This is a genomic window from Morganella sp. B601 (assembly GCF_051172335.1).
GTDB lineage: Bacteria > Pseudomonadota > Gammaproteobacteria > Enterobacterales > Enterobacteriaceae > Morganella > Morganella morganii.
Map to the genome: position 1 here is coordinate 90,105 of NZ_JBPIZE010000007.1, position 20,266 is coordinate 110,370.

The window sequence follows — 20,266 nt, forward strand, 5'->3', positions numbered from 1 at the left end:
AGAGGAGAACGAGATGTCCGAATTACAGGCAATGATTACCCGTTTCCGGCAGCTGAAAATTGTGCCGGTGATCGCCGTGGATAACGCGGAAGATATTATCCCGTTAGGCAATGCGCTGGCGGATAACGGTCTGCCGGTGGCGGAAATCACTTTCCGTACTGAATGTGCGGCGGAAGCGATCAAACTGCTGCGCGAAGCCCGCCCGGATATGCTGGTGGGCGCGGGAACCGTGATTAACCGCGAGCAGGTGCGTCAGGCGAAAGCCGCCGGGGCACAGTTTGTCGTCTCTCCCGGTCTGAACCCGAACACCGTGCAGGCGTGTCAGCAGATTGATATCCCGATTGTGCCGGGGATTAACAACCCCAGCGCGGTTGAGCAGGCACTGGAGCTGGGCATCGATTTTGTGAAATTCTTCCCGGCAGAGCCGTCAGGCGGTATTCCGATGATCAAAGCCATGCTGGCGCCGTATCATCAGTTACAGGTGATGCCGACCGGTGGTATCGGGCTGAACAATATCCGCGACTATCTGGCTATCCCGCAGATTGTGGCCTGCGGCGGCTCGTGGATGGTTCCGGCTTCGCTTATCAAAGCAAAAGACTGGGCAGCCATCGGCAAACTGGCGCGTGAAGCCAGTGAGTTTGTGAAATAAGGATTTTTTACTGTTCCGGCAGCAGATCCCCTCTCTGCTGCCGTATTATCTGTTTTCTCCCGCCTGTAACATTCCGAATCATCAATTATCCTGTTGTTTTTACAGAGATTCCGGAACTATGACCGTTCGCAAAGATATTTTTTAATCAGTTGTATATGCTGGTGAATCATACTGCTTTTCAGACGGGCCTTCTGTGTTGCATAAATATTATCCCTTCAGTCTGCGTGACAAACTCATATTGATGGCCATTCTGCTGGTCACCGTGCCGACACTTATCATCGGTTATTTTGTGGAAACAGAGGGGCGTTCCGCGTTGTTGCAGGAGAAACGGAACAAACTCTATTCCGTTGCCGGTCTGCTGGAACAGGCACTGAATGATGAATATGACCTTGCCGCATCCCTGCCGCGTGACCAGCGCCTGGCGCTGATCAGCGAAAAACTGTATCCGGCGGCGGAAATTATCACTTCCACCTTCCCCGGGGTCGGCGCCGGGTATTACCACCGTGAACTCGACGGTATTGTGACCTATTCTCCGCGTGCCCGTTACGGCAACAAAACCGGTACCCGAATCAGTGAGGATCACCCCGGCCGTCATGTGATGGCAACGGGAGAGCCGGAGGTCGGCTGGGGAAGCCAGGTGCGCGGTAATATTATGAACGCCATGATTCCTGTCAGGCGTAACGGCGAGGTGATCGGCTATATCTGGGCGAACGAACTGACGGATGATATTGACCGCCAGGCGCTGGCGATGGATGTCAAAATTATCGCGGTCATTGCACTCGGGATCCTGTTCAGTCTGCTGATTATTATCGTCTTTTCCCGTCATTTCAGCCGGGATATCGGCGCGATAAAAAGCGGCCTCAGTGATCTCTCCCGTGATCTCAATACCCATCTGCCGATGATGAAAGGGGAAATGGGGGAGATCAGCGACAGCGTCAACGCCCTGGCACAGACACTGCGGGAGATGAAAACCCTCAACGAACTGATTATTGAAAGTGCGGCGGACGGCGTGATCGCGGTGGATATCAACGGCTGTGTCACCATGATTAACCCGGCGGCGGAAGAAATAACCGGCTATCTGGAGCGGGATCTGCACGGCAAATATTACGGTGACGTTTTTGAGGGGCGCAGTTTCTCCAGCCCGGTTCTCGATACCCTGAAGCGCGGTATTGAGCACGTCAGTCTGGAAATTGCCTATCCCGCCCGTGACCGCACCATTCAGATAAACGTCAGCACCAGCCGTATCCGTAATGCGGGCGGGGAGCTTATCGGCGCGCTGGTGATATTTAAAGATCTCACCGCGCAGAAAGAGGTTCAGCGCCGCATGCAGCAGGCGGAAAAACTTGCCACACTCGGCGAGCTGATGGCAGGCGTCGCCCATGAGGTGCGTAACCCGCTGACGGCGATCAGCGGTTTCGTGCAGATCCTCAAAGAACTGGAAAATCACCCGGATAAACTGGAATACATCAGTATTATTCTCAAGGAAGTGGATTCCATTGACCGGATCATCCGCCAGCTGCTTGATTTCTCCCGGCCGCAGACCGGCACATTCCGCCCGATCAGCGTCAACCGGCTGATTGAGGAAGCACTGGTGCTGGTCAAAACCAAAGGGGTGGAAGCGCGGGTCACCTTTACCTGGGAGCCGGATGACACACTGCCGCTGATTGAGGCTAACAGCGAACTGCTGCGTCAGGTGCTGCTCAATATCATGATAAACGCGGTGCAGTCGATTCCGGCCAGAGGCAATCTCTTTATCTCCACCTGTTACATGGAAGAGCAGCGGGTCATGGTGGTGATCCGCGACGACGGCACCGGGATCCCGGCGGCGCTGCAAAAGAAAATCTTTGACCCGTTCTTTACCACCAAAGCCTCGGGAACCGGGCTGGGACTGGCTATCAGCCAGCGGATCATTGCCGGTCACGGCGGTGATATTTTCCTTGAAAGTCAGGAACATCATGGAACGACGTTCACCATAACGTTGCCGATAACGCAGGGTAAGAAAAATGATTACACATAAATCGTACCGGCTTCTGATAGTTGATGATGAAAAGAATCTCTGCCGGATGTTACAGACCGCATTTTCTATAGATGGTCATGAAACCCGGGTGGCGGAGGACGGCGAGGCGGCACTGATAAGCTTTGTGCAGGATAAACCGGATGTGGTACTGATGGATATCCGCATGCCGAAACTGGACGGCATTGAGGCCCTCAAACGGATGCGGGAACTGAACCCGGAAGTGCCGGTCATTCTGATGACCGCTTATGCCGCGGTGGAAACCGCAGTGGACGCGCTGCGTCTCGGGGCATTTGACTATGTAATCAAGCCCTTTGACCTGACGGAGCTGAAACTGCTTATCTCCCGTGCATTACAGTTGCAGGAGATGAAACAGGAAATCAATCTGCTGCACCGCGAACTGAGCGACAGCTACCAGTGGGGACGGGTGCTGACCCGTAACCCGAAAATGATGGAAATCTGCCGCGATATCGCCAAAGTCTCGCGCAGCCAGGCGACGGTGCTTATCACCGGGGAAAGCGGCACCGGGAAGGAAGTGGTGGCACGGGCGATCCATTACAACAGCGAAAGGGCCAACGGCCCCTTTATTAAAGTGAACTGCGGGGCGCTGCCCGGCTCGCTGCTGGAAAGTGAGCTGTTCGGCCATGAAAAGGGCGCATTTACCGGGGCGCAGGTACAGCGTCAGGGATTATTTGAACGCGCCAGCGGCGGAACATTGCTGCTCGATGAGGTTGGTGAGATGCCGGCGGATTTACAGGTGAAACTGCTGCGGGTGGTGCAGGAGAAAGAATTTGAGCGCGTCGGCGGCAGTAAAACCATCCGCGTGGATATCCGCATTATTGCCGCGACCAACCGCGATATGCATGAACGGGTGCGGGAAGGCCATTTCCGCCAGGATCTGTTTTACCGCCTCAATGTGATTCACCTGAATCTGCCGCCGCTGCGTGAGCGGCCGGAGGATGTGGGGCTGCTGGCCTCCCATTTTCTGCAGAAATTCAGTCAGGAAAATAACCGCGATATTGTCGAGCTGGCGCCGGAAACGCTGGCATTACTGATGAACTACCAGTGGCCGGGTAATGTGCGGGAGATTTCCAACGTGATTGAGCGGGCAGTGATTATGAGTACCGGTTATGTGATTTTCCCCGAAGATCTGCCGGAGCAGTTACTGGCACAGGTCCGCAGCCAGCCGGTGGCACTGATTCCGGTCACGCAGGAGCCGGGGCTGAACCTGAAAGAGAATATTAAAGCTTACGAGAAAGAGCTGATTATTTCCGCCCTGGCGGAATTTCAGAATAACAAAACCCATACCGCATCTGCGCTGGGGATCAGCCGCCGGGCATTAATGTATAAATTGCAGGAATACGATATTGAATAATTAATAATAATTTAATATCAATAATTAAAAATTATTCTAAAAAGCACGGTGAAAATAAATTCACCGTGCTTTTTTTGTTGTGAATAAATTTTCACACTGTGCATTTTATTTCACCATCAGGAATGAATAATTTATTTATAATATGTTAATAAATTTATTTTTATAAATTTTAAATCAATAAATATCAGTAATTTAAAGTGATGTAAATATAACAAAATACAGACTTTATTATTGGCATAGCGCTTGCTATTACCCTTATGTCTATATTTTTTATAAAAGGGAAGTGCTATGAAGAATAAACAAATAACGGTGAAAAAAGCCGGTGAATTTTTTCGTGACGGCATGACAATTATGGTCGGCGGATTTATGGGCGTTGGTACACCGCCGCGTTTAATGACTGAATTATTAGAATCCGGCGTCAAAGAGTTAACCATTATCGCCAATGATACCGCATTCGTGGATACCGGCCTGGGCCCGCTGATTGTCAACGGACGGGTGAAAAAAGTCATTGCTTCTCACATCGGGACAAACCCGGAAACCGGGCGGCGCATGATCGCCGGTGAAATGGAAGTGCAGCTGATCCCGCAGGGCACGCTGGCAGAGCAAATCCGCTGCGGCGGTGCCGGGCTGGGCGGATTTCTCACCCCGACCGGTGTCGGTACGGTCGTGGAAGAAGGCAAACAGAAAATTACCCTCGATGGCCGTGATTACCTCCTCGAACTTCCCCTTCGCGCTGATCTGGCGCTGATTCAGGCACAGAAAGCCGATCCGCTCGGCAACCTCACCTATGACCTCAGTGCCCGCAACTTTAACCCGCTGATGGCGCTGGCGGCAGATATCACCATTGCCGAGCCGGACGAAATGGTTGCGGTGGGGGATATCGACCCGGATTGTGTTGCCACACCAGGGGCAATTATTGACTGGCTGATTGCAGAATAAGGAAAACATCATGAATGCAAAAGAATTAATCGCCCGCCGTGTGGCACTTGAACTGAATGACGGTGATGTGGTGAACCTCGGGATCGGGCTGCCGACACAGGTGGCGAACTATCTGCCGGAAGGCGTGCATATCACCCTGCAGTCAGAAAACGGTTTTCTCGGCCTCGGGCCGGTAACCACGCCGGATAAGAATCTGGTCAATGCAGGCGGTCAGCCGTGCGGTATTCTGCCGGGCGCGTCCATGTTTGACAGCGCCTTCTCTTTCGCGCTGATCCGCGGCGGTCATGTGGATGCCAGCGTACTGGGCGGCTTACAGGTGGATGAACAGGCAAACCTCGCCAACTGGGTGGTACCGGGCAAAATGGTGCCGGGTATGGGCGGTGCGATGGATCTCGTGACCGGTGCGCGCAAAGTGATCATAGCCATGGAGCACTGTGCAAAAGACGGTTCCGCCAAAATCCTGCCGGAGTGCACCATGCCGCTGACCGCCGTAAAAGCGGTGGATGTACTGGTGACGGAACTGGCGTTATTCCGCTTTGAAAACGATCAGATGATTTTGTGCGAATACGCGCCGGGTACGGATATCGATACCATCCGCGAAAAAACCGCAGCGCATTTTATTGTGTCACCGGATGTCTGTGAAATGCCGCTGGTGACTGCGGGGGAAGCCGTATGATAGGACGCATCTCACGAGTCATGACCCGTGTGGTGAGCCGCTATCTGCCGGATCCGCTGATCTTCGCAATGCTGCTGACCATGCTGACGTTTATCATCGCGCTGGCACTCACACCAAGCACACCAATGGATCTGGTGAACTTATGGGGAAACGGATTCTGGAACCTGCTGGCGTTCGGGATGCAGATGGCGCTGATCATCGTGACCGGTCACGCGCTGGCCAGCTCCCCGCCGGTTAAACGTATTCTGCGGCTGACTGCCTCACTGGCAAAAACCCCGGTTCAGGGTGTGATGCTGGTGACGTTTTTCGGCTCGGTTGCCTGTGTCATTAACTGGGGATTCGGGCTGGTGGTCGGGGCGATGTTTGCCCGCGAAGTGGCCCGCCGTGTACCGGGCTCTGACTACCCGCTGCTGATCGCCTGTGCCTATATCGGGTTTATGACCTGGGGTGGCGGTTTCTCCGGCTCCATGCCGCTGCTGGCCGCCACACCGGGTAACCCTGTCGAGCATATCGCCGGGCTTATCCCTGTCAGCCAGACCATGTTCACAGGCTATAACCTGTTTATCACCCTGACACTGATTCTGGTGATGCCGTTTGTCACCCGCATGATGATGCCGCGCAAAGACGACATCATGATGATCGACCCGGCGCTGCTCGAAGAAGAGCCGGATTTCCAGAAAAAATTACCGGAAGACGCGCCGGTTTCTCTCCGGATGGAAGAAAGCCGCCTTATCGCGTGGATTATCGGGATTCTGGGCTTCACGTTCCTCGGCATGTATTTCATCAAAAACGGTTTCAACATCACCATTAACACCGTGAATATGATTTTCCTGCTGACCGGTCTGCTGCTGCATAAAACCCCGATGGCGTATATGCGTGCCGTCAGTGCCGCCGCCCGCAGTACCGCCGGGATCCTCGTGCAGTTCCCGTTCTATGCCGGTATCCAGCTCATGATGGAAGGCTCCGGACTGGGCGGGCTTATCACTGAATTCTTTATCAACGTCGCCAACAAAGAAACCTTCCCGCTGATGACGTTCTTCAGCTCTGCGCTGATCAACTTTGCCGTGCCGTCAGGCGGCGGTCACTGGGTGATTCAGGGGCCGTTTGTTATTCCGGCTGCCCAGGCGCTGGGGGCTGATCTCGGTAAGTCCGTGATGGCGATTGCCTACGGTGAGCAGTGGATGAACATGGCGCAGCCGTTCTGGGCGCTTCCTGCACTGGCGATCGCCGGGCTGGGGGTCAGGGACATTATGGGGTACTGCATCACCGCCCTGCTGCTCTCGGCACCGATTTTCATTATCGGCCTCGCTTTCTTCTGACAGATACTAAACAGTAAGGATTTCGCAATGGAAAATATCGTTATTGTCAGTGCCGTGCGTACCGCAATCGGCAACTTTAACGGCGCACTGGCGGGTGTCAGTGCAGTGGAACTCGGCTCGGCAGTGGTCAGCGCGTTACTGAAAAAAACGCAGCTGGAACCGGGGCTGGTGGATGAAGTGATTATGGGGAACGTGTTACAGGCCGGACTCGGACAGAACCCTGCGCGCCAGATCCTGCTGCGCAGTGGTATACCGGAAAGCGCCTGTGCTTTCACCGTCAATAAAGTGTGCGGCTCCGGCCTGAAGAGTGTCGCGCTGGGCGCACAGGCGATCAGCAGCGGTGACGCGGACATTATTATCGCGGGCGGCACGGAAAATATGAGTCAGGCGCCGTATCTGCTCGACAGCCGTGCCCGCTGGGGTTACCGCCTGGGCGACGGCGCAGTGCATGATGTGATTCTGCGTGACGGGCTGTTATGTGCCGAGAATAACTATCACATGGGGATCACAGCGGAGAACATCGCAAAAGCCTATAACCTGACCCGCGAAGAGCAGGATGCACTGGCACTGTCGTCACAGCAGAAAGCCGTCAGTGCGATTGAGCGCGGCGCCTTTAAGGCGGAAATCGTGCCGGTGACGGTAAAAAGCCGTAAAGGGGATATCGTGGTGGATACTGATGAATTCCCGAAAGCCGGATCAACGGCAGAAGGGCTGGCGAAACTGCGGCCGGCCTTTGATAAAGCGGGAACGGTGACTGCCGGTAATGCCTCCGGTATCAATGACGGCGCGGCAGCACTGATGCTGATGACGGAAACCCGTGCCAAATCACTGGGACTGACACCGCTCGCCCGTATCCGGGGTTATGCCTCCGGCGGGGTTTCACCGTCGATGATGGGGCTGGGACCGGTTCCGGCCACGCGGAAAGTGCTGGAAAAAACAGGGCTGTCACTGAAGGACATCGATCTTATCGAAGCCAACGAAGCATTTGCCTCCCAGTTCCTTGCGGTCGGCCGTGACCTGGGTTTTGATCCTGACAAAGTAAACATCAACGGCGGGGCGATTGCCCTGGGTCACCCGATTGGTGCGAGTGGTGCCCGTATCCTGGTGACACTGCTGCATGCATTACAGGCTCAGAATAAAACCACCGGTCTGGCGACACTCTGTATCGGTGGCGGGCAGGGGATCGCGATGGTGATTGAACGTCTGTAATCCGGTGAAATAACAGGTGGATATTCAGCCGGTGGCAGGGTAACTGTCACCGGCTTTTTTGTGCCGGTTTCTGTGTTTCTGACAAAATTCGAATTAAGTTAATTTTTCGTGTAAAATATTTACATTAATTTAATTTATTAACTGCGGTTTGCTGTTCATATTAGGATGAGTTATCAACCTATTATGCTGAAATCCGATGTGTGGGATCCAACACACTTTTTCACATCCTGTAAAAACTCGGAATTTGTATTTGAATGGAGTGAAAACATATTTTTTTTCTAATTATTTGGTATATAACACTTATTCTACTAATTCATTGTACTTTCAATCGATTAATATTTTGTAATATTATTTCGTTACACTATGATTTTAAAGGCGAAATATATCGAAACATTCAGTCTCATTTACCCCCTCATGTACTCACAAACAGCAGAACCTTTGGTTTTTCAAAAATGGCCCTATGTACGATAAACTACTTATAGTTTTAAGTGTTTTTTCTATGATCAGTGAGCTAAATAAGGAATTTTAGTGATGGTCTTTATAGGGTTATTGATTAATGATGAAGAAATATGCGATATCCGAAGCTATCGGACAGGTTATCAGACAATACCGGACCAATGCAGGTTTAACCACAAAGCAGCTGGCACACAGAATAGGGATTAGCCAGCAGCAGCTCTCGCGTTATGAGCGGGGGGTAAACCGTATTGATGTGGATACGTTGTTGCGTGTCAGTCTGGCCTTTAAACTCACACCGGGTCGTTTCTTTGAGGAAATGAATATGACCGGCACCGGGCTGGATGACATTCTTTATGAAAATGAAGAAGGGGATATTCAGGAAATCCGGATGAGCCTTATTGCGGACAGTATTATTTCTCCGCGCGATTTCTAATCACCATAATTTCCGCTTTTAAATAAAAAAGACAGACCAGTACAGCTGATTTGCGGATTACTGTACGGGTTTGCCGTGCCCGCCATCCGGCAGAAATAAAACTGTAATACAGATGACAGAGCAGCACCGGGACAAATTTCAGGCGAAAAAAAGCGGGAGATAATATCTCCCGCAATATGCTAACCAATCAAGGAACTTAATAATATATTGGTCAGAAGGACAGAGGTTTTTTTATTCAGACTGCGGTGCTGAGTTTTTTAACTTTCCGGAACCGGTGCTGTGACCGGTTCCGGGTTTTACTTTATTTCAGTCAGTGCGGGGCACCGACGGATGGCCTGTTTTCTCTTACCCGTCACTCAAGGTATTTGAAGAACGGTGCGATGAGCAGCAGGATACCGAAGCCCATAACACACCAGGCTTTCCAGTCTTTGAATTTTTTCAGTTTCGCGACACGGAATACCAGGTAAACAGGAATTAAGCAGGAAACGATAGCGTATAACGGACTACCAATCTGGAAGAAGACAACCACGGAGAACCCTGTTGACACCCATGCAGTCAGTAATGCAACGATGAAGACAGAGATACAGATGTTTAATACGGTGTGGTTGATTTTCTCTTTATCCATGAAGCGGGAAAGGATGTTAACTGCAAGGCCTTTCACTGATTCCTGGAAGCCCAGATAGATACCGAAGAATGCTGTCAGAACCGCAAAGATGTTCAGAACGGTGGTCATCACACTCACGACCGCGCCCGGAATAACCTGAGCAGCAATAGCCAGTGCAGAAATGTTCTGTTCAAACGCGGATACGGCCTGCTCATGACTGATAGAGAACGTAAAGGAGAATGAGAAGAACAGGATGATTGTCACCAGGGTGATATAGGCCACGCGGTGAGCGCGGATAGCACGGTAGGTGGCAACACGTTTGTCTGATTCCAGCTTGCGGTACGCGATGTTCATCGGGTTCAGAATCTGAACGAAAACTGCAGAGAAGAACGCAAACGGTACAGTCAGCAGCACGTCACGGGTAAAGTCACCAATCGGCGGGAACGCAGTGATGTTATTGAAATCCCAGTGAGGGATCATCACCAGACCCAGCGATACAATGATACCGACTTTGACGATAACCATAGGACCGGAGATTTTAAACAGCAGTTTCTCGCCCTTGGAGGCAATGAAAATCAGCGCGGCAAAGACAGCCACACGATAGATCAGTGAGCTTGAAAGCACACCCTCTGTAACACCGAAAGTATGGAGATAAGAGGCACTGTCGAAAATAACAGAGAGAGAGTAAATAAAGATACCGTGGATAAGCATCAGGAAGTAAATAACCCCCAGCGCCACACCCCAGTTACTGCCCAGATACTGTGTGATTATGTTTGTGTAGTCTTCACATTCTTCACTTTCAGACAGCGTATTCATGTACAGCTTCTGCAACATATAGGTTGCCGGATACGCAATCATGAAAGCTAAAATAAATACCCAAATACCTTTCAGACCGATCTGAATCGGCATTACAACGGTACCGGCACCGATTGCCATACCAATACAAAGCACTACCCAGCCGGCGTCATACATTGTAAATGGTATTTTGCCCAGCGCTTTCGCGGAATTCTCGGTTGAGGTCATGTCCGCCATACTAAGCCCCCTTGGTTTTCATAATAATTTATTGTGATTATGGTTTCTAAAAAATTTCAGCACTGCGTTGTTCTTTTTATTACCGCTAAAAATAACCTGTTAAATACTTAAAAAGCACGCCGGAGAGAATTCAGAGTGGCTCTCAATGAATTTTTCCGCGTGCTTCGTGTACTCACCCCGTCTGTGTGTTAACGGCAAATGAGATGAGTACATACTGCAGGACTTAATTTTCCGCTCTGGTCTTAAGCAACTGCTTTCGCAATAGCCTGTTCCAGGTCAGCAATGATGTCTTCAGGTGTTTCCAGACCGACAGAGATACGAATCAGACCATCGGTGATACCTGCTTTCAGACGCTCTTCAGCCGGAACCGGAGAGTGAGTCATTGATGCAGGGTGCTGAATCAGAGTTTCAGTATCGCCCAGGCTTACTGCCAGCATGCATAACTCAACAGAGTCCATCACTTTACGGCCGGCTTCGATACCGCCTTTGATTTCAAAGCTGATCATACCGCCGAAGTTGCTCATCTGTTTTTTCGCTAACTCGTGCTGCGGGTGAGACGGCAGGCCAGGGTAGAATACTGCTTCTACGTTCGGGTTAGATTCCAGATATTTAGCCACTTTCATTGCGTTAGAGCAGTGACGTTCCATACGGACGTGCAGTGTTTTCAGACCGCGCAGGGTTAACCATGCGTTGAACGGGCTCATTACGCCACCGGTGATGTCTTTAACACCAACCAGACGGGCAGGAACCAGGAAGTCAGCAGGACCGACAATCACACCACCGATAACGTCGCCGTGGCCGTTGATGTATTTGGTCACACTGTGAACCACGATGTCTGCACCTAATTCCAGAGGACGCTGGCAGTACGGAGACATAAAGGTGTTATCCACAACCAGCATTGCGCCGCCTTCGTGAGCAACATTTGCCGCTGCTTCGAGGTCGATCATTGCCAGAGTCGGGTTAGCCGGAGTTTCGACGTAAACCATTTTGGTGTTTGGTTTCATCGCCGCTTTGATGTTCGCAGGGTCATTTGCGCGAACGAAAGTGACTTCGATACCGAATTTAGGCAGGGTGTGAGACAGCAGAGCATAAGTACAGCCGTACAGAGTGTCAGAAGCAACGATATGGTCGCCCTGGCCGCACATAGTCAGGATAGTGGTAGAGATAGCTGCGATACCGGAAGAAGTCGCCAGAGCTGCTTCACCGTTTTCCAGTACACGCATTTTTTCTTCTAATGCTGCGTTAGTAGGGTTACCTAAACGTGAGTAGATATAACCTTCTTCTTCTAATGCGAAACGTGCTGCCCCTTGTGCTGCGCTGTCGAAGACGAATGTAGAGGTCTGATAGATTGGGGTTGATAACGCACCAGTCAGTGGATCAGCCTGCTGGCCAGCGTGAACAATCTTAGTGTCATAACCTTTATTCGTATAATCGTGCATAAATCCTCCAAAGAATAATTTTTTATTATGCCAACATGTGTTGTTGTTGCAGTAATAAAAGCAATAGCCGTGCCAACTCAGGAGTTATTTTTATAACACATTGAATTAAAAGAGATAAATAATTTTAAGGTATAGATTAGACAAAGTCAGTGCGGAGGAAGTGGAAAGCGGACTGTAAGTAAAAATGACAAAGTGGAAAGAAAGTTGACAGTAGGTTGCCACTTTCTGATAGTGAGGTTAATCACATTGAGGGATAAAACCGGACTTGCGTCACATTATAGCCCCAAAAGGGAAGGGTGATCCAGATCTCTTTTTAAATTTTTTCCTGAATCGATACGTCCGGCGGTTGATAATGATCAAAGTCATGAATAATCAATTCCATTAATTACCGCACTTTTAATGATTTGCCACTCCAATAAATGCAGGTGTAAACCTGACAATCTGCGGGCTTTTTTTCATAGAATTGAGATATCTGGCGGGTACAAGCCGACTGAACTTGTTTATAGTAAGTAACGTAACAAAACCCAAAATAACAATTACACTCTGTATGATAAGGCTACTTATCATATGGTTTTTTTATTGCGCACTATTTTGTTGTACTTCGCCCTTTGTTCACCTCTCAGTGATTACCTAAGATGGGTTAACCCTGGTAAGGTGGGTGAAAAATGAGCACTACATACACTAACCGGGAGTGACTAAACACATGTCTGCATATAGATGGTTAATTAATACCATTGACCGCGTCGCCATGGTGGAAGAAGTCATCAATGAGTTTTCGGCCTCAGAAATCAGCATCAATTCCATGGAAGTTTTTCCGTGCAAAATTTATGTCAAATTCAACGCGGAATGCGAGCGGGATGTTAAGCTGTTGCTGAGTAAACTCCTGCTTAATCCTGATGTTATCAGTGTCACCCGTTCCAAATTACAGCCCTACGAACGTAAAGAAAAAGAATTACAGGCGATTCTGGAATCCACCACGGACGGCATTATCGGTATCAATAATCAGGGTAATATCAACTACTTCAATAAAGTGGCGGAAGATTTTTTCTCGATCTCTCGGGAAAATATTGTCGGCGTTAATATCAGCAAAATTCTCAGCGGCAAAAACCAGGCGGTGCTCACCAAACTGCTCGGCGGTAACAGTTTCGATCACTATCAGATGGTTACCAGTACGCCGAAAGGGGAGTTGTACTATATCTGCTCCGGCCGTCCGATTCTGAGTGAAGAGTCCCAGGTGATGGGGGCGGTTATCACCTTCAAAAGCCTGCGCTCGGTGCAGCAAATGGCGTCTTCGGTGAATAAAAGCCTGCCGTTCAGCTTTGATGACATTATCTGTGAAAGCGAAATCATGATGAACCTGATTGATTTCGCTAAAAAAATCTCAATAAGCCCGTATACGGTACTGATCCGCGGTGAAACCGGTACCGGTAAAGAGCTGTTTGCCCGCGCCATTCATAACGCCAGTGACCGCAGCGCTCACCCGTTTGCGCCGATTAACTGTGCGGCACTGCCGGAAAACCTGATTGAAAGTGAGCTGTTCGGTTATGAGGGCGGGGCATTCAGCGGCGCCAGCAAGGGCGGGAAGATGGGGCTGTTTGAATCAGCCAACCACGGCACCGTGTTTCTGGATGAATTCGGCGAGCTTTCCCTTATCCTGCAAAGTAAATTACTGCGGGTATTACAGGAAGGCGTGATCCGCCGGGTCGGCGGGCACAAGGAGATCCCGGTGGATGTACGGATCATTGTCGCCACCAACCGGAATCTGGAAGAGATGATCGAGAACAAATCGTTCCGTGAAGATCTCTATTACCGGATCAACGTGATCCCGATTAATATCCCGCCGCTGAAAGAGCGGAAAACAGATATCCCGCTGTTATTACAGCGCTTTATCAGCAAATACACGACAGAGCTGAATAAACAGCTCAGTTTGTCTCAGGATGCATATCACCAGTTAATGGCCTATTCCTGGCCGGGTAACGTGCGGGAACTGCAAAACGTGATTCTGCGGGCCATTCATCTGGCTTCCGGACGGGAAATTACCGTCGGGGATCTGTGGCTGCCCCATGAGGAAGTGATGGCCTCTCCGGCACTCCGGCCGCAGGCGGCACCGAAAACGGAAATACTCCCTGCGGTATTGCCGGTGCAGGAAGACATTAACCTGAAAGAGTCCCTTGCACGGCAGGAAAAAAGCCTGCTGGAAGATTATCTGCGCCGCTATGGTTCGGCCCGTAAAGTATCCCGCGAAATCGGGATGTCTCACACCACCGTACTGAATAAAGCCCGTTATTATAATCTGGAGCATCTGCTGACCTACAGCACAGTACGCCGGTCAGCAGACAAAACAGATTAATACGGATTATCATCCCCGCCGGCAGCGGTCCGGCGGGCGGTTTCGTAAGCATCGATAGCCCTGATCCTCGCCATCCGGTGATCCACCACCGGTTTCGGATAATCAATTTCACGCTGATTTTTTTCCGCCCATTCATGGGGCGTATGAATGTATTTCGCAGGTACGTCTGCCAGTTCCGGCAGCCAGCGGCGGATAAAGCTGCCGTCCGGATCAAACCGTTTTCCCTGCGTGACCGGGTTGAAAATCCGGAAATACGGTACTGAATCATGGCCGGTGGAGGCCGCCCACTGCCAGCCGCCGTTATTGGCGGCAAATTCACCGTCAATCAGCTGTGACATAAAATAGTGCTCGCCGCGCCGCCAGTCAGTCAGTAAATCCTTGACCAGAAAACTTGCCGTGATCATCCGCAGACGGTTATGCATCCAGCCGGTTTCATTCAGCTGACGCATAGCTGCATCGACCAGCGGGAACCCGGTTTTACCCTGCTGCCAGGCAAGCAGCCCGCTGTTATCCGGTGACCAGATAATTGACTCTGTCCAGCGCTGCATCGGGCGGTGACGGCTGATATCCGGGTGCTGTGCCAGCTGATGCAGATAAAATTCCCGCCAGATAAGCTCACTGAGCCAGGTATAAGCGCCGCTTTCCGGCTCATCAGCGACCATCGGGAAATGCAGGCGCAGACGGCTCAGGCACTGGCGGGGGGACAAAATTCCGGTGGCGAGATACGCGGAGATGCGGCTGGTGCCGTCAATCGCCGGAAAATCCCGTTCTGTTTTGTAATCCGCAGCATGTTTCTGACAAAAATCCGCCAGCCGCTGCAGTGCGGCCTCTTCCCCGGAAGGGAAAAGGGCATGCTCCTGCTGCGGCAGATTAAGCGGTGCCGGGGAGACCGGCGGGCCTTTGGCCTCCGGTACCGGCAGCACACGGACGGTGGTTTGCATCAGTACGGTGAGAAAGGCCCGCCGGAACGGGGTGAACACTTTGTAGAGCCCGCCCTGTTGTGTGCTTACTCTGCCCGGCGGCAGCAGGACACTGTCATCAAAGGCATAAAAGCGGCAGGTGTCCGGCAGACGCGCGGCAAAGCGGGCATCACGGCGCTGTTCATTCAGCCCGTACTGTTTATTGACATAGACAGCGGGGATACGATGTTCGCGGCACCATGCGGCCAGCCAGTCAGCGGCATCCTCAAAGGTATGGCACGGCTGCACATGCAGGGTGATCCCGAGTGCGGCTGCGGATGTGTTCAGCGCGTGCAGCTGACAGAAAATCAGCGCCTGCTGTGACGGGGACATAGCGTGCTGCTCCCACTGTCCCGGCGTGAGTGTAAAAATCAGTTTTACCTGCCGGTGTGCCTGACAGGCGGCGTAAAGCGCCGTGTTATCTGTCAGCCGCAGGTCGTGCCGCAGCCAGACAACGGCCGGTGCTGAATCCGTCATAACTTTACCCCCGCATAAACAATAAAAAGGCCCGCGTCCGGAGAGGCGGGCCTGAACAGGACATCAGTCCAGTTTAGGGTGCTGATCAATCAGTGACTGACGGCGTTTCTGCAACGCGGCAATCTCCTCATCAATCGCCTCAATCTTGTGTTCGATATTATCGTAATGCTCGAGCAAAATCTCTTTGGCTTCCGCGCGGTCAGATGCGGCCGGTGTGGCACCGCGTAACGGCTTATTGGCGGTTTCTTTCATCACAATCGCAGTAATCATCCCGATAACGGCAATCACCATCAGATAATAGGCCGGCATATACAGATTATTGGTCGCCTCGACCAGCCAGGCGGCGGCGGTCGGGGTGGCACCGGCAATCAGCACAGAGATATTGAATGAGATAGCCAGTGCACTGTAACGGATTTTTGTCGGGAAAATGGCCGGTAAAATAGAGGCCATCACACCGGTAAAGCAGTTAAGCAGCACCGCCAGGATCAGTAAGCCTAAGAAAATCAGGCCGATGACACCACTGTTAATCAGCATAAATGCCGGAATGGCCAGCACAAATAACCCGATACTGCCCGCGAGAACAAACGGTTTACGGCCGATGCGGTCACTCATCATCCCGATTAGCGGCTGTACAAACAGCATACCAATCATAATCGCGATAATAATCAGCACACCGTGATCCGCACTGTAATTCAGGTTATGCGACAGATAACTCGGCATATAGGTCAGCAGCATGTAATAAGTGACGTTGGTGGCAATCACCAGCCCGACACAAATCATCAGACCCTTACCGTACTGTGAGGCAATGCTGCGCAGTGAAACGCGGGGCTTATCTTCGCCGGTTTCCGGGTTGGCATTTTTCATATCCTCAACATGCTGCTGGAAAGCCGGTGTTTCCTCCAGGGCATGACGCAGATACAGGCCGATAACGCCCAGCGGCAGCGCCAGGAAGAACGGGATACGCCAGCCCCATTCACGGAAGGTTTCCTCACCGAGAATACTGGAGATCAGCACCACCACACCGGCACCGCAGACGAAACCGGCAATCGAGCCGAAGTCCAGCCAGCTGCCCATAAATCCGCGTTTACGATCCGGTGAATATTCCGCTACAAAGATAGCTGCACCGGAATACTCACCGCCCACGGAGAAACCCTGAGCCAGTTTTGCCAGCAGTAACAGCACCGGAGCCCAGATCCCGATACTTTCATAAGACGGGATGAGACCGATACAGAAGGTACTGACAGCCATAATAATGATGGTGACAGAAAGCACTTTCTGGCGGCCGAATTTGTCGCCCATAATGCCGAAAAAGACCCCGCCCAGCGGACGCACCAGAAACGGTACGGAGAACGTGGCTAACGCCGCGATCATCTGTATGCCCGGGGAGGCGGAAGGGAAAAAGACCTGACCCAGCACATACGCCAGGAAGCCGTAGACCCCGAAATCAAACCACTCCATGGCATTACCCAGTGAGGCAGCGGTGATGGCTTTCTTTAATTTTCCATCATCAATGATAGTAATATCATTGATATTTAAAGGTTTTTGTTTTGTTTTCTTGCGTCTCATCGTTGTATCCTTTTGTTTTATGACGGGGATTCACGTAACTGAGATTTCACTCAAACCTGCAACAACTTTTTGTGTGATAGTGAATTCATCGGTAGCAGGCGATGTTTAATACTAAATTGGTAAGTATAAATACGTATTTTTTCCCGTATTCATGTTTCCCGTTAAATAGATTGATTGTCGGGTATATGATGCTAACGGCAGACGGTACAGGAAACCGCAGACAGGACAGGAAGAATAGGAAAGTAATGTGTTGTAATAACCAAAAAAAGTACCTTTGTTTTGAAACGAGGTCACCTAATTTAGCATAAATCATATTTTTTGTAAAATTAGTGGGCTTTTGTACTGATTAATATCGTGTATTTGGCATTTAACTTCTCTGTATCGTAAAATTTTCAATGCTGTTTTTTTCTGAAAAATCAACGGAAGTGCAGATCACCCGGGAAATAAGGCGTCTTAAACGGATGCTTTTCAGCATATTTTATTGTGTTAAACGGATCAGGTTCAGTATCACAATCCGATGTATTTTAAATTATCAGCGGAATTGTAATGTGAATGGCTTAAACTTAAGCAATATATAGGGTGATTTCAGAAAACAAACAATGTTATCAGTATGTTTCACCTGATTTCTCAATTTTCTGTATGTGTTTTCCTGATAATTACATCTGATGTAATTAACGCATAATCACAGTCCTCAATGATTTCTTTACGTAATAATAAGATAAACTTTGGTGTTATCTGCTGAATATGCAAATCATGCAGTGATATCTGCCAATGACAATTTAAGAAAGATATAAATGTTTCAAGATATATCGTTTTTTTTCCATTCAATTGTGGTTTGTTACTCTATTAAAGCTAAATAATTACTATTTTATACCACTAATGAGCCATTTTATTTTTAGTGGTTTATACCTTGTACGGGGGTGAAAGAAAAGGTAAATATACTATAATACATAGGGTTATCACTCTTTCGGACACCGAATAATTCTTTTTTTTACAATTCGTTAGGTGTCTGAGTGGCAGGTTTCAATTTGGTAAATGAATATGTAATATGTGTTTCAACATGTGTACGAGGCTGGTTTGCATAAGTACATACATGCGGCAGTTAAAACAACAACAAAGAGTAAAACTTTGTGAATATCAATTGGTCCACTTTCTTTAATAAACGCATATTTTTGTTAGTCATCAGAGAGGAATCTGATGGTTATCACAGCCATATGTGAGGGATAGCGACATGACCAAAGCAAAAAACTCGATAGCACGCGCCGTCGGGCAAAAAATTCAGGTGTTACGGAAAGATCACGGCATTACTGCAGCAAGACTGGCTGAAATGATTGAAATCAGTCAGCAGCAGATGTCACGTTATGAACGTGGTGTAAACCGTGTTGATGTGGATTGTTTAGTCCGTATTGCGGATATCTTTGAAGTGCCGGTTGGCTGGTTCTTCACCGAGATTGAAGGCCGGAGTAAACGCGACAGTGGAAATGAACGGGAATCCTGGAAAGCAGAAACCGTTATTTTGCCGGTCGAATCTGAACTGATGTAATTTCGTGATATTGAGTGATACTGAATCTCATCTCAAAAATCCGTTATTAGCCTGCTAATAACGGATACCGCTTTTTGCGGGACGTGTTTATTTCTTCATCACCCGCCTTGTGCTATCATTCTGACACACAGCATGTTGTATTACTCTTATAACCCTGTTTATTAATAATTTTAATATTTTTAATCCGTTTTATAACTGGATAAATAAGCAATGAACATTAATCAGCTCAAAAGTTTTGTTGAGGTGGTCAGGAGTGACTTTAATATCACGAATGCCGCCGAGAAGCTGTATACCTCGCAGCCGACAGTGAGCAAGCAGCTTAAAATTCTTGAAGATGAACTGAACGTTTCTTTATTCAACCGGAAAAATAATAACTTATTATCGCTCAGTCCGATTGGTGAGGAAGTTCATCGTGTTGCCTGCGATATTCTGGCGCAGTTTGATAAAATTAAAAGTCTGGTATCACACGAAGATACCACGACAAAACAGAATCTCCGTATTGCCACCACCCACACGCAAATCCGTTATAAATTACCGAAAGTGATTGAACGCTTTAATGCGCGCTATCCGAATATTTCGCTGCATTTCCATCAGGGAGCGCCGGCACAGCTGGCGGAAATGGTGAAAAACGGGGATGTGGATTTTGCAATCGCCACCGAATCCCTGCATCTGTATGACGATTTACTGACGCTGCCGTGCTATCAGTGGTCCCGCAGTGCGATTGTGCCGCACGATCACCCGCTGGCACAGAATGAGCAGCTGACGATTCAGGAGCTGGCTCATTATCCGCTGATCACCTATGTATTCGGATTCACCGGCCGTTCCAAGCTGGATCAGGTATTTTATCAGAACCACCTGACGCCGAATGTGGTATTAACCGCGGTCGATACGGAAATTATTAAATTCTATGTGAAGCGCGGAGCGGGTGTCGGTGTTATTTCCACCGTGGCGTTTGATCCGGCGGAAGACAGCGATTCACTGCGCTGTATTAATATCGGTAACCTGGTGAAACCGAGCTATACCCATATTTGTATCAGCCGTCATACACATCTGAAGGATTATATGTATGACTTTATTTCCTGTTATGCGCCGCATCTTGACCTGAATTATATTCACCAGCCGGAACAGTGGCTGCCGGTTGATCCCAAAGCCCGTGACCGGCTTTACCGCGCATTGCCGGAACTCTGATTTATTCTGTATTTCTGATAAAAAAGCCCGGTAACATC

Annotated in this window: 15 protein-coding genes; 11 read left to right on the top strand and 4 right to left on the bottom strand. The window is 49.8% G+C overall.

Annotated elements, in window-relative coordinates; genetic code table 11:
- Positions 1-13 precede the first annotated feature (13 nt).
- The 8 genes from ACSBQN_RS16665 to ACSBQN_RS16700 all read left to right on the top strand — a co-directional run bounded on the left by ACSBQN_RS16665 (position 14) and on the right by ACSBQN_RS16700 (position 9,070).
- Entirely contained in the window at positions 14-649 is a 636-nt protein-coding gene (locus ACSBQN_RS16665) for a bifunctional 4-hydroxy-2-oxoglutarate aldolase/2-dehydro-3-deoxy-phosphogluconate aldolase (RefSeq protein WP_004237933.1), read from the top strand.
- A gap of 196 nt (positions 650-845) precedes the next feature.
- Positions 846-2,666 carry a two-component system sensor histidine kinase AtoS gene (gene atoS, locus ACSBQN_RS16670; protein ID WP_032098645.1) on the top strand — a complete coding sequence of 607 codons (1,821 nt, stop codon included), beginning with the start codon at positions 846-848 and terminating at the stop codon, positions 2,664-2,666.
- Entirely contained in the window at positions 2,653-4,038 is a 1,386-nt protein-coding gene (gene atoC / locus ACSBQN_RS16675) for an acetoacetate metabolism transcriptional regulator AtoC (protein ID WP_004237935.1), read from the top strand. Before atoS ends, atoC begins: the two co-directional genes overlap by 14 nt.
- Before the next feature lie 288 nt (positions 4,039-4,326).
- A complete protein-coding gene (gene atoD, locus ACSBQN_RS16680) occupies positions 4,327-4,977 on the top strand; it encodes an acetate CoA-transferase subunit alpha (protein WP_004237936.1) in 651 nt (216 codons plus the stop codon).
- 10 nt (positions 4,978-4,987) lie between these two features.
- Positions 4,988-5,653 carry a 3-oxoacid CoA-transferase subunit B gene (locus tag ACSBQN_RS16685; RefSeq protein ID WP_015422347.1) on the top strand — a complete coding sequence of 222 codons (666 nt, stop codon included), beginning with the start codon at positions 4,988-4,990 and terminating at the stop codon, positions 5,651-5,653.
- Positions 5,650-6,972 carry a TIGR00366 family protein gene (locus ACSBQN_RS16690; RefSeq protein ID WP_015422346.1) on the top strand — a complete coding sequence of 441 codons (1,323 nt, stop codon included), beginning with the start codon at positions 5,650-5,652 and terminating at the stop codon, positions 6,970-6,972. The genes ACSBQN_RS16685 and ACSBQN_RS16690 overlap by 4 nt, the downstream gene beginning before the upstream one ends.
- A 27-nt stretch (positions 6,973-6,999) precedes the next feature.
- Complete coding sequence (locus ACSBQN_RS16695; protein WP_004237939.1) at positions 7,000-8,181, top strand: acetyl-CoA C-acetyltransferase; 1,182 nt, start codon at positions 7,000-7,002, stop codon at positions 8,179-8,181.
- Positions 8,182-8,737: 556 nt separating this feature from the next.
- On the top strand, positions 8,738-9,070 hold the full coding sequence (locus ACSBQN_RS16700; RefSeq protein WP_004237940.1) for a helix-turn-helix domain-containing protein: 333 nt from the start codon (positions 8,738-8,740) through the stop codon (positions 9,068-9,070).
- A 352-nt stretch (positions 9,071-9,422) separates the two neighbouring features.
- Here the strand turns inward: ACSBQN_RS16700 and ACSBQN_RS16705 are convergent, their stop codons facing one another.
- The gene (locus ACSBQN_RS16705; protein ID WP_004237942.1) at positions 9,423-10,706 is read right to left on the bottom strand and encodes an amino acid permease; all 1,284 of its coding nucleotides are present in this window, start codon (positions 10,704-10,706) and stop codon (positions 9,423-9,425) included.
- 242 nt (positions 10,707-10,948) lie between these two features.
- On the bottom strand, positions 10,949-12,145 hold the full coding sequence (gene megL, locus ACSBQN_RS16710) for a methionine gamma-lyase (protein WP_004904656.1): 1,197 nt from the start codon (positions 12,143-12,145) through the stop codon (positions 10,949-10,951).
- 703 nt (positions 12,146-12,848) lie between these two features.
- Here megL and ACSBQN_RS16715 point away from each other — a divergent pair.
- On the top strand, positions 12,849-14,495 hold the full coding sequence (locus tag ACSBQN_RS16715; RefSeq protein WP_354633082.1) for a sigma-54 interaction domain-containing protein: 1,647 nt from the start codon (positions 12,849-12,851) through the stop codon (positions 14,493-14,495).
- Here the strand turns inward: ACSBQN_RS16715 and phrB are convergent.
- Both phrB and proP read right to left on the bottom strand, forming a co-directional pair.
- Complete coding sequence (gene phrB, locus ACSBQN_RS16720; protein WP_024474720.1) at positions 14,492-15,931, bottom strand: deoxyribodipyrimidine photo-lyase; 1,440 nt, start codon at positions 15,929-15,931, stop codon at positions 14,492-14,494. The two genes, ACSBQN_RS16715 and phrB, sit on opposite strands and share 4 nt — an antisense overlap.
- 63 nt (positions 15,932-15,994) lie before the next feature.
- Positions 15,995-17,497 (bottom strand): glycine betaine/L-proline transporter ProP, encoded by a 1,503-nt coding sequence (proP, locus tag ACSBQN_RS16725; RefSeq protein ID WP_004237946.1) that lies wholly within the window; start codon positions 17,495-17,497, stop codon positions 15,995-15,997.
- A gap of 1,231 nt (positions 17,498-18,728) precedes the next feature.
- Between proP and ACSBQN_RS16730 the strand changes: the two genes are divergently transcribed.
- Both ACSBQN_RS16730 and ACSBQN_RS16735 read left to right on the top strand, forming a co-directional pair.
- Positions 18,729-19,040 (top strand): helix-turn-helix domain-containing protein, encoded by a 312-nt coding sequence (locus ACSBQN_RS16730; protein WP_024474721.1) that lies wholly within the window; start codon positions 18,729-18,731, stop codon positions 19,038-19,040.
- Positions 19,041-19,250: 210 nt separating this feature from the next.
- Positions 19,251-20,228: a LysR substrate-binding domain-containing protein gene (locus ACSBQN_RS16735; protein ID WP_004237948.1), complete on the top strand. Its 978-nt coding sequence runs from the start codon at positions 19,251-19,253 to the stop codon at positions 20,226-20,228.
- The last annotated feature ends 38 nt before the right edge of the window (positions 20,229-20,266 follow it).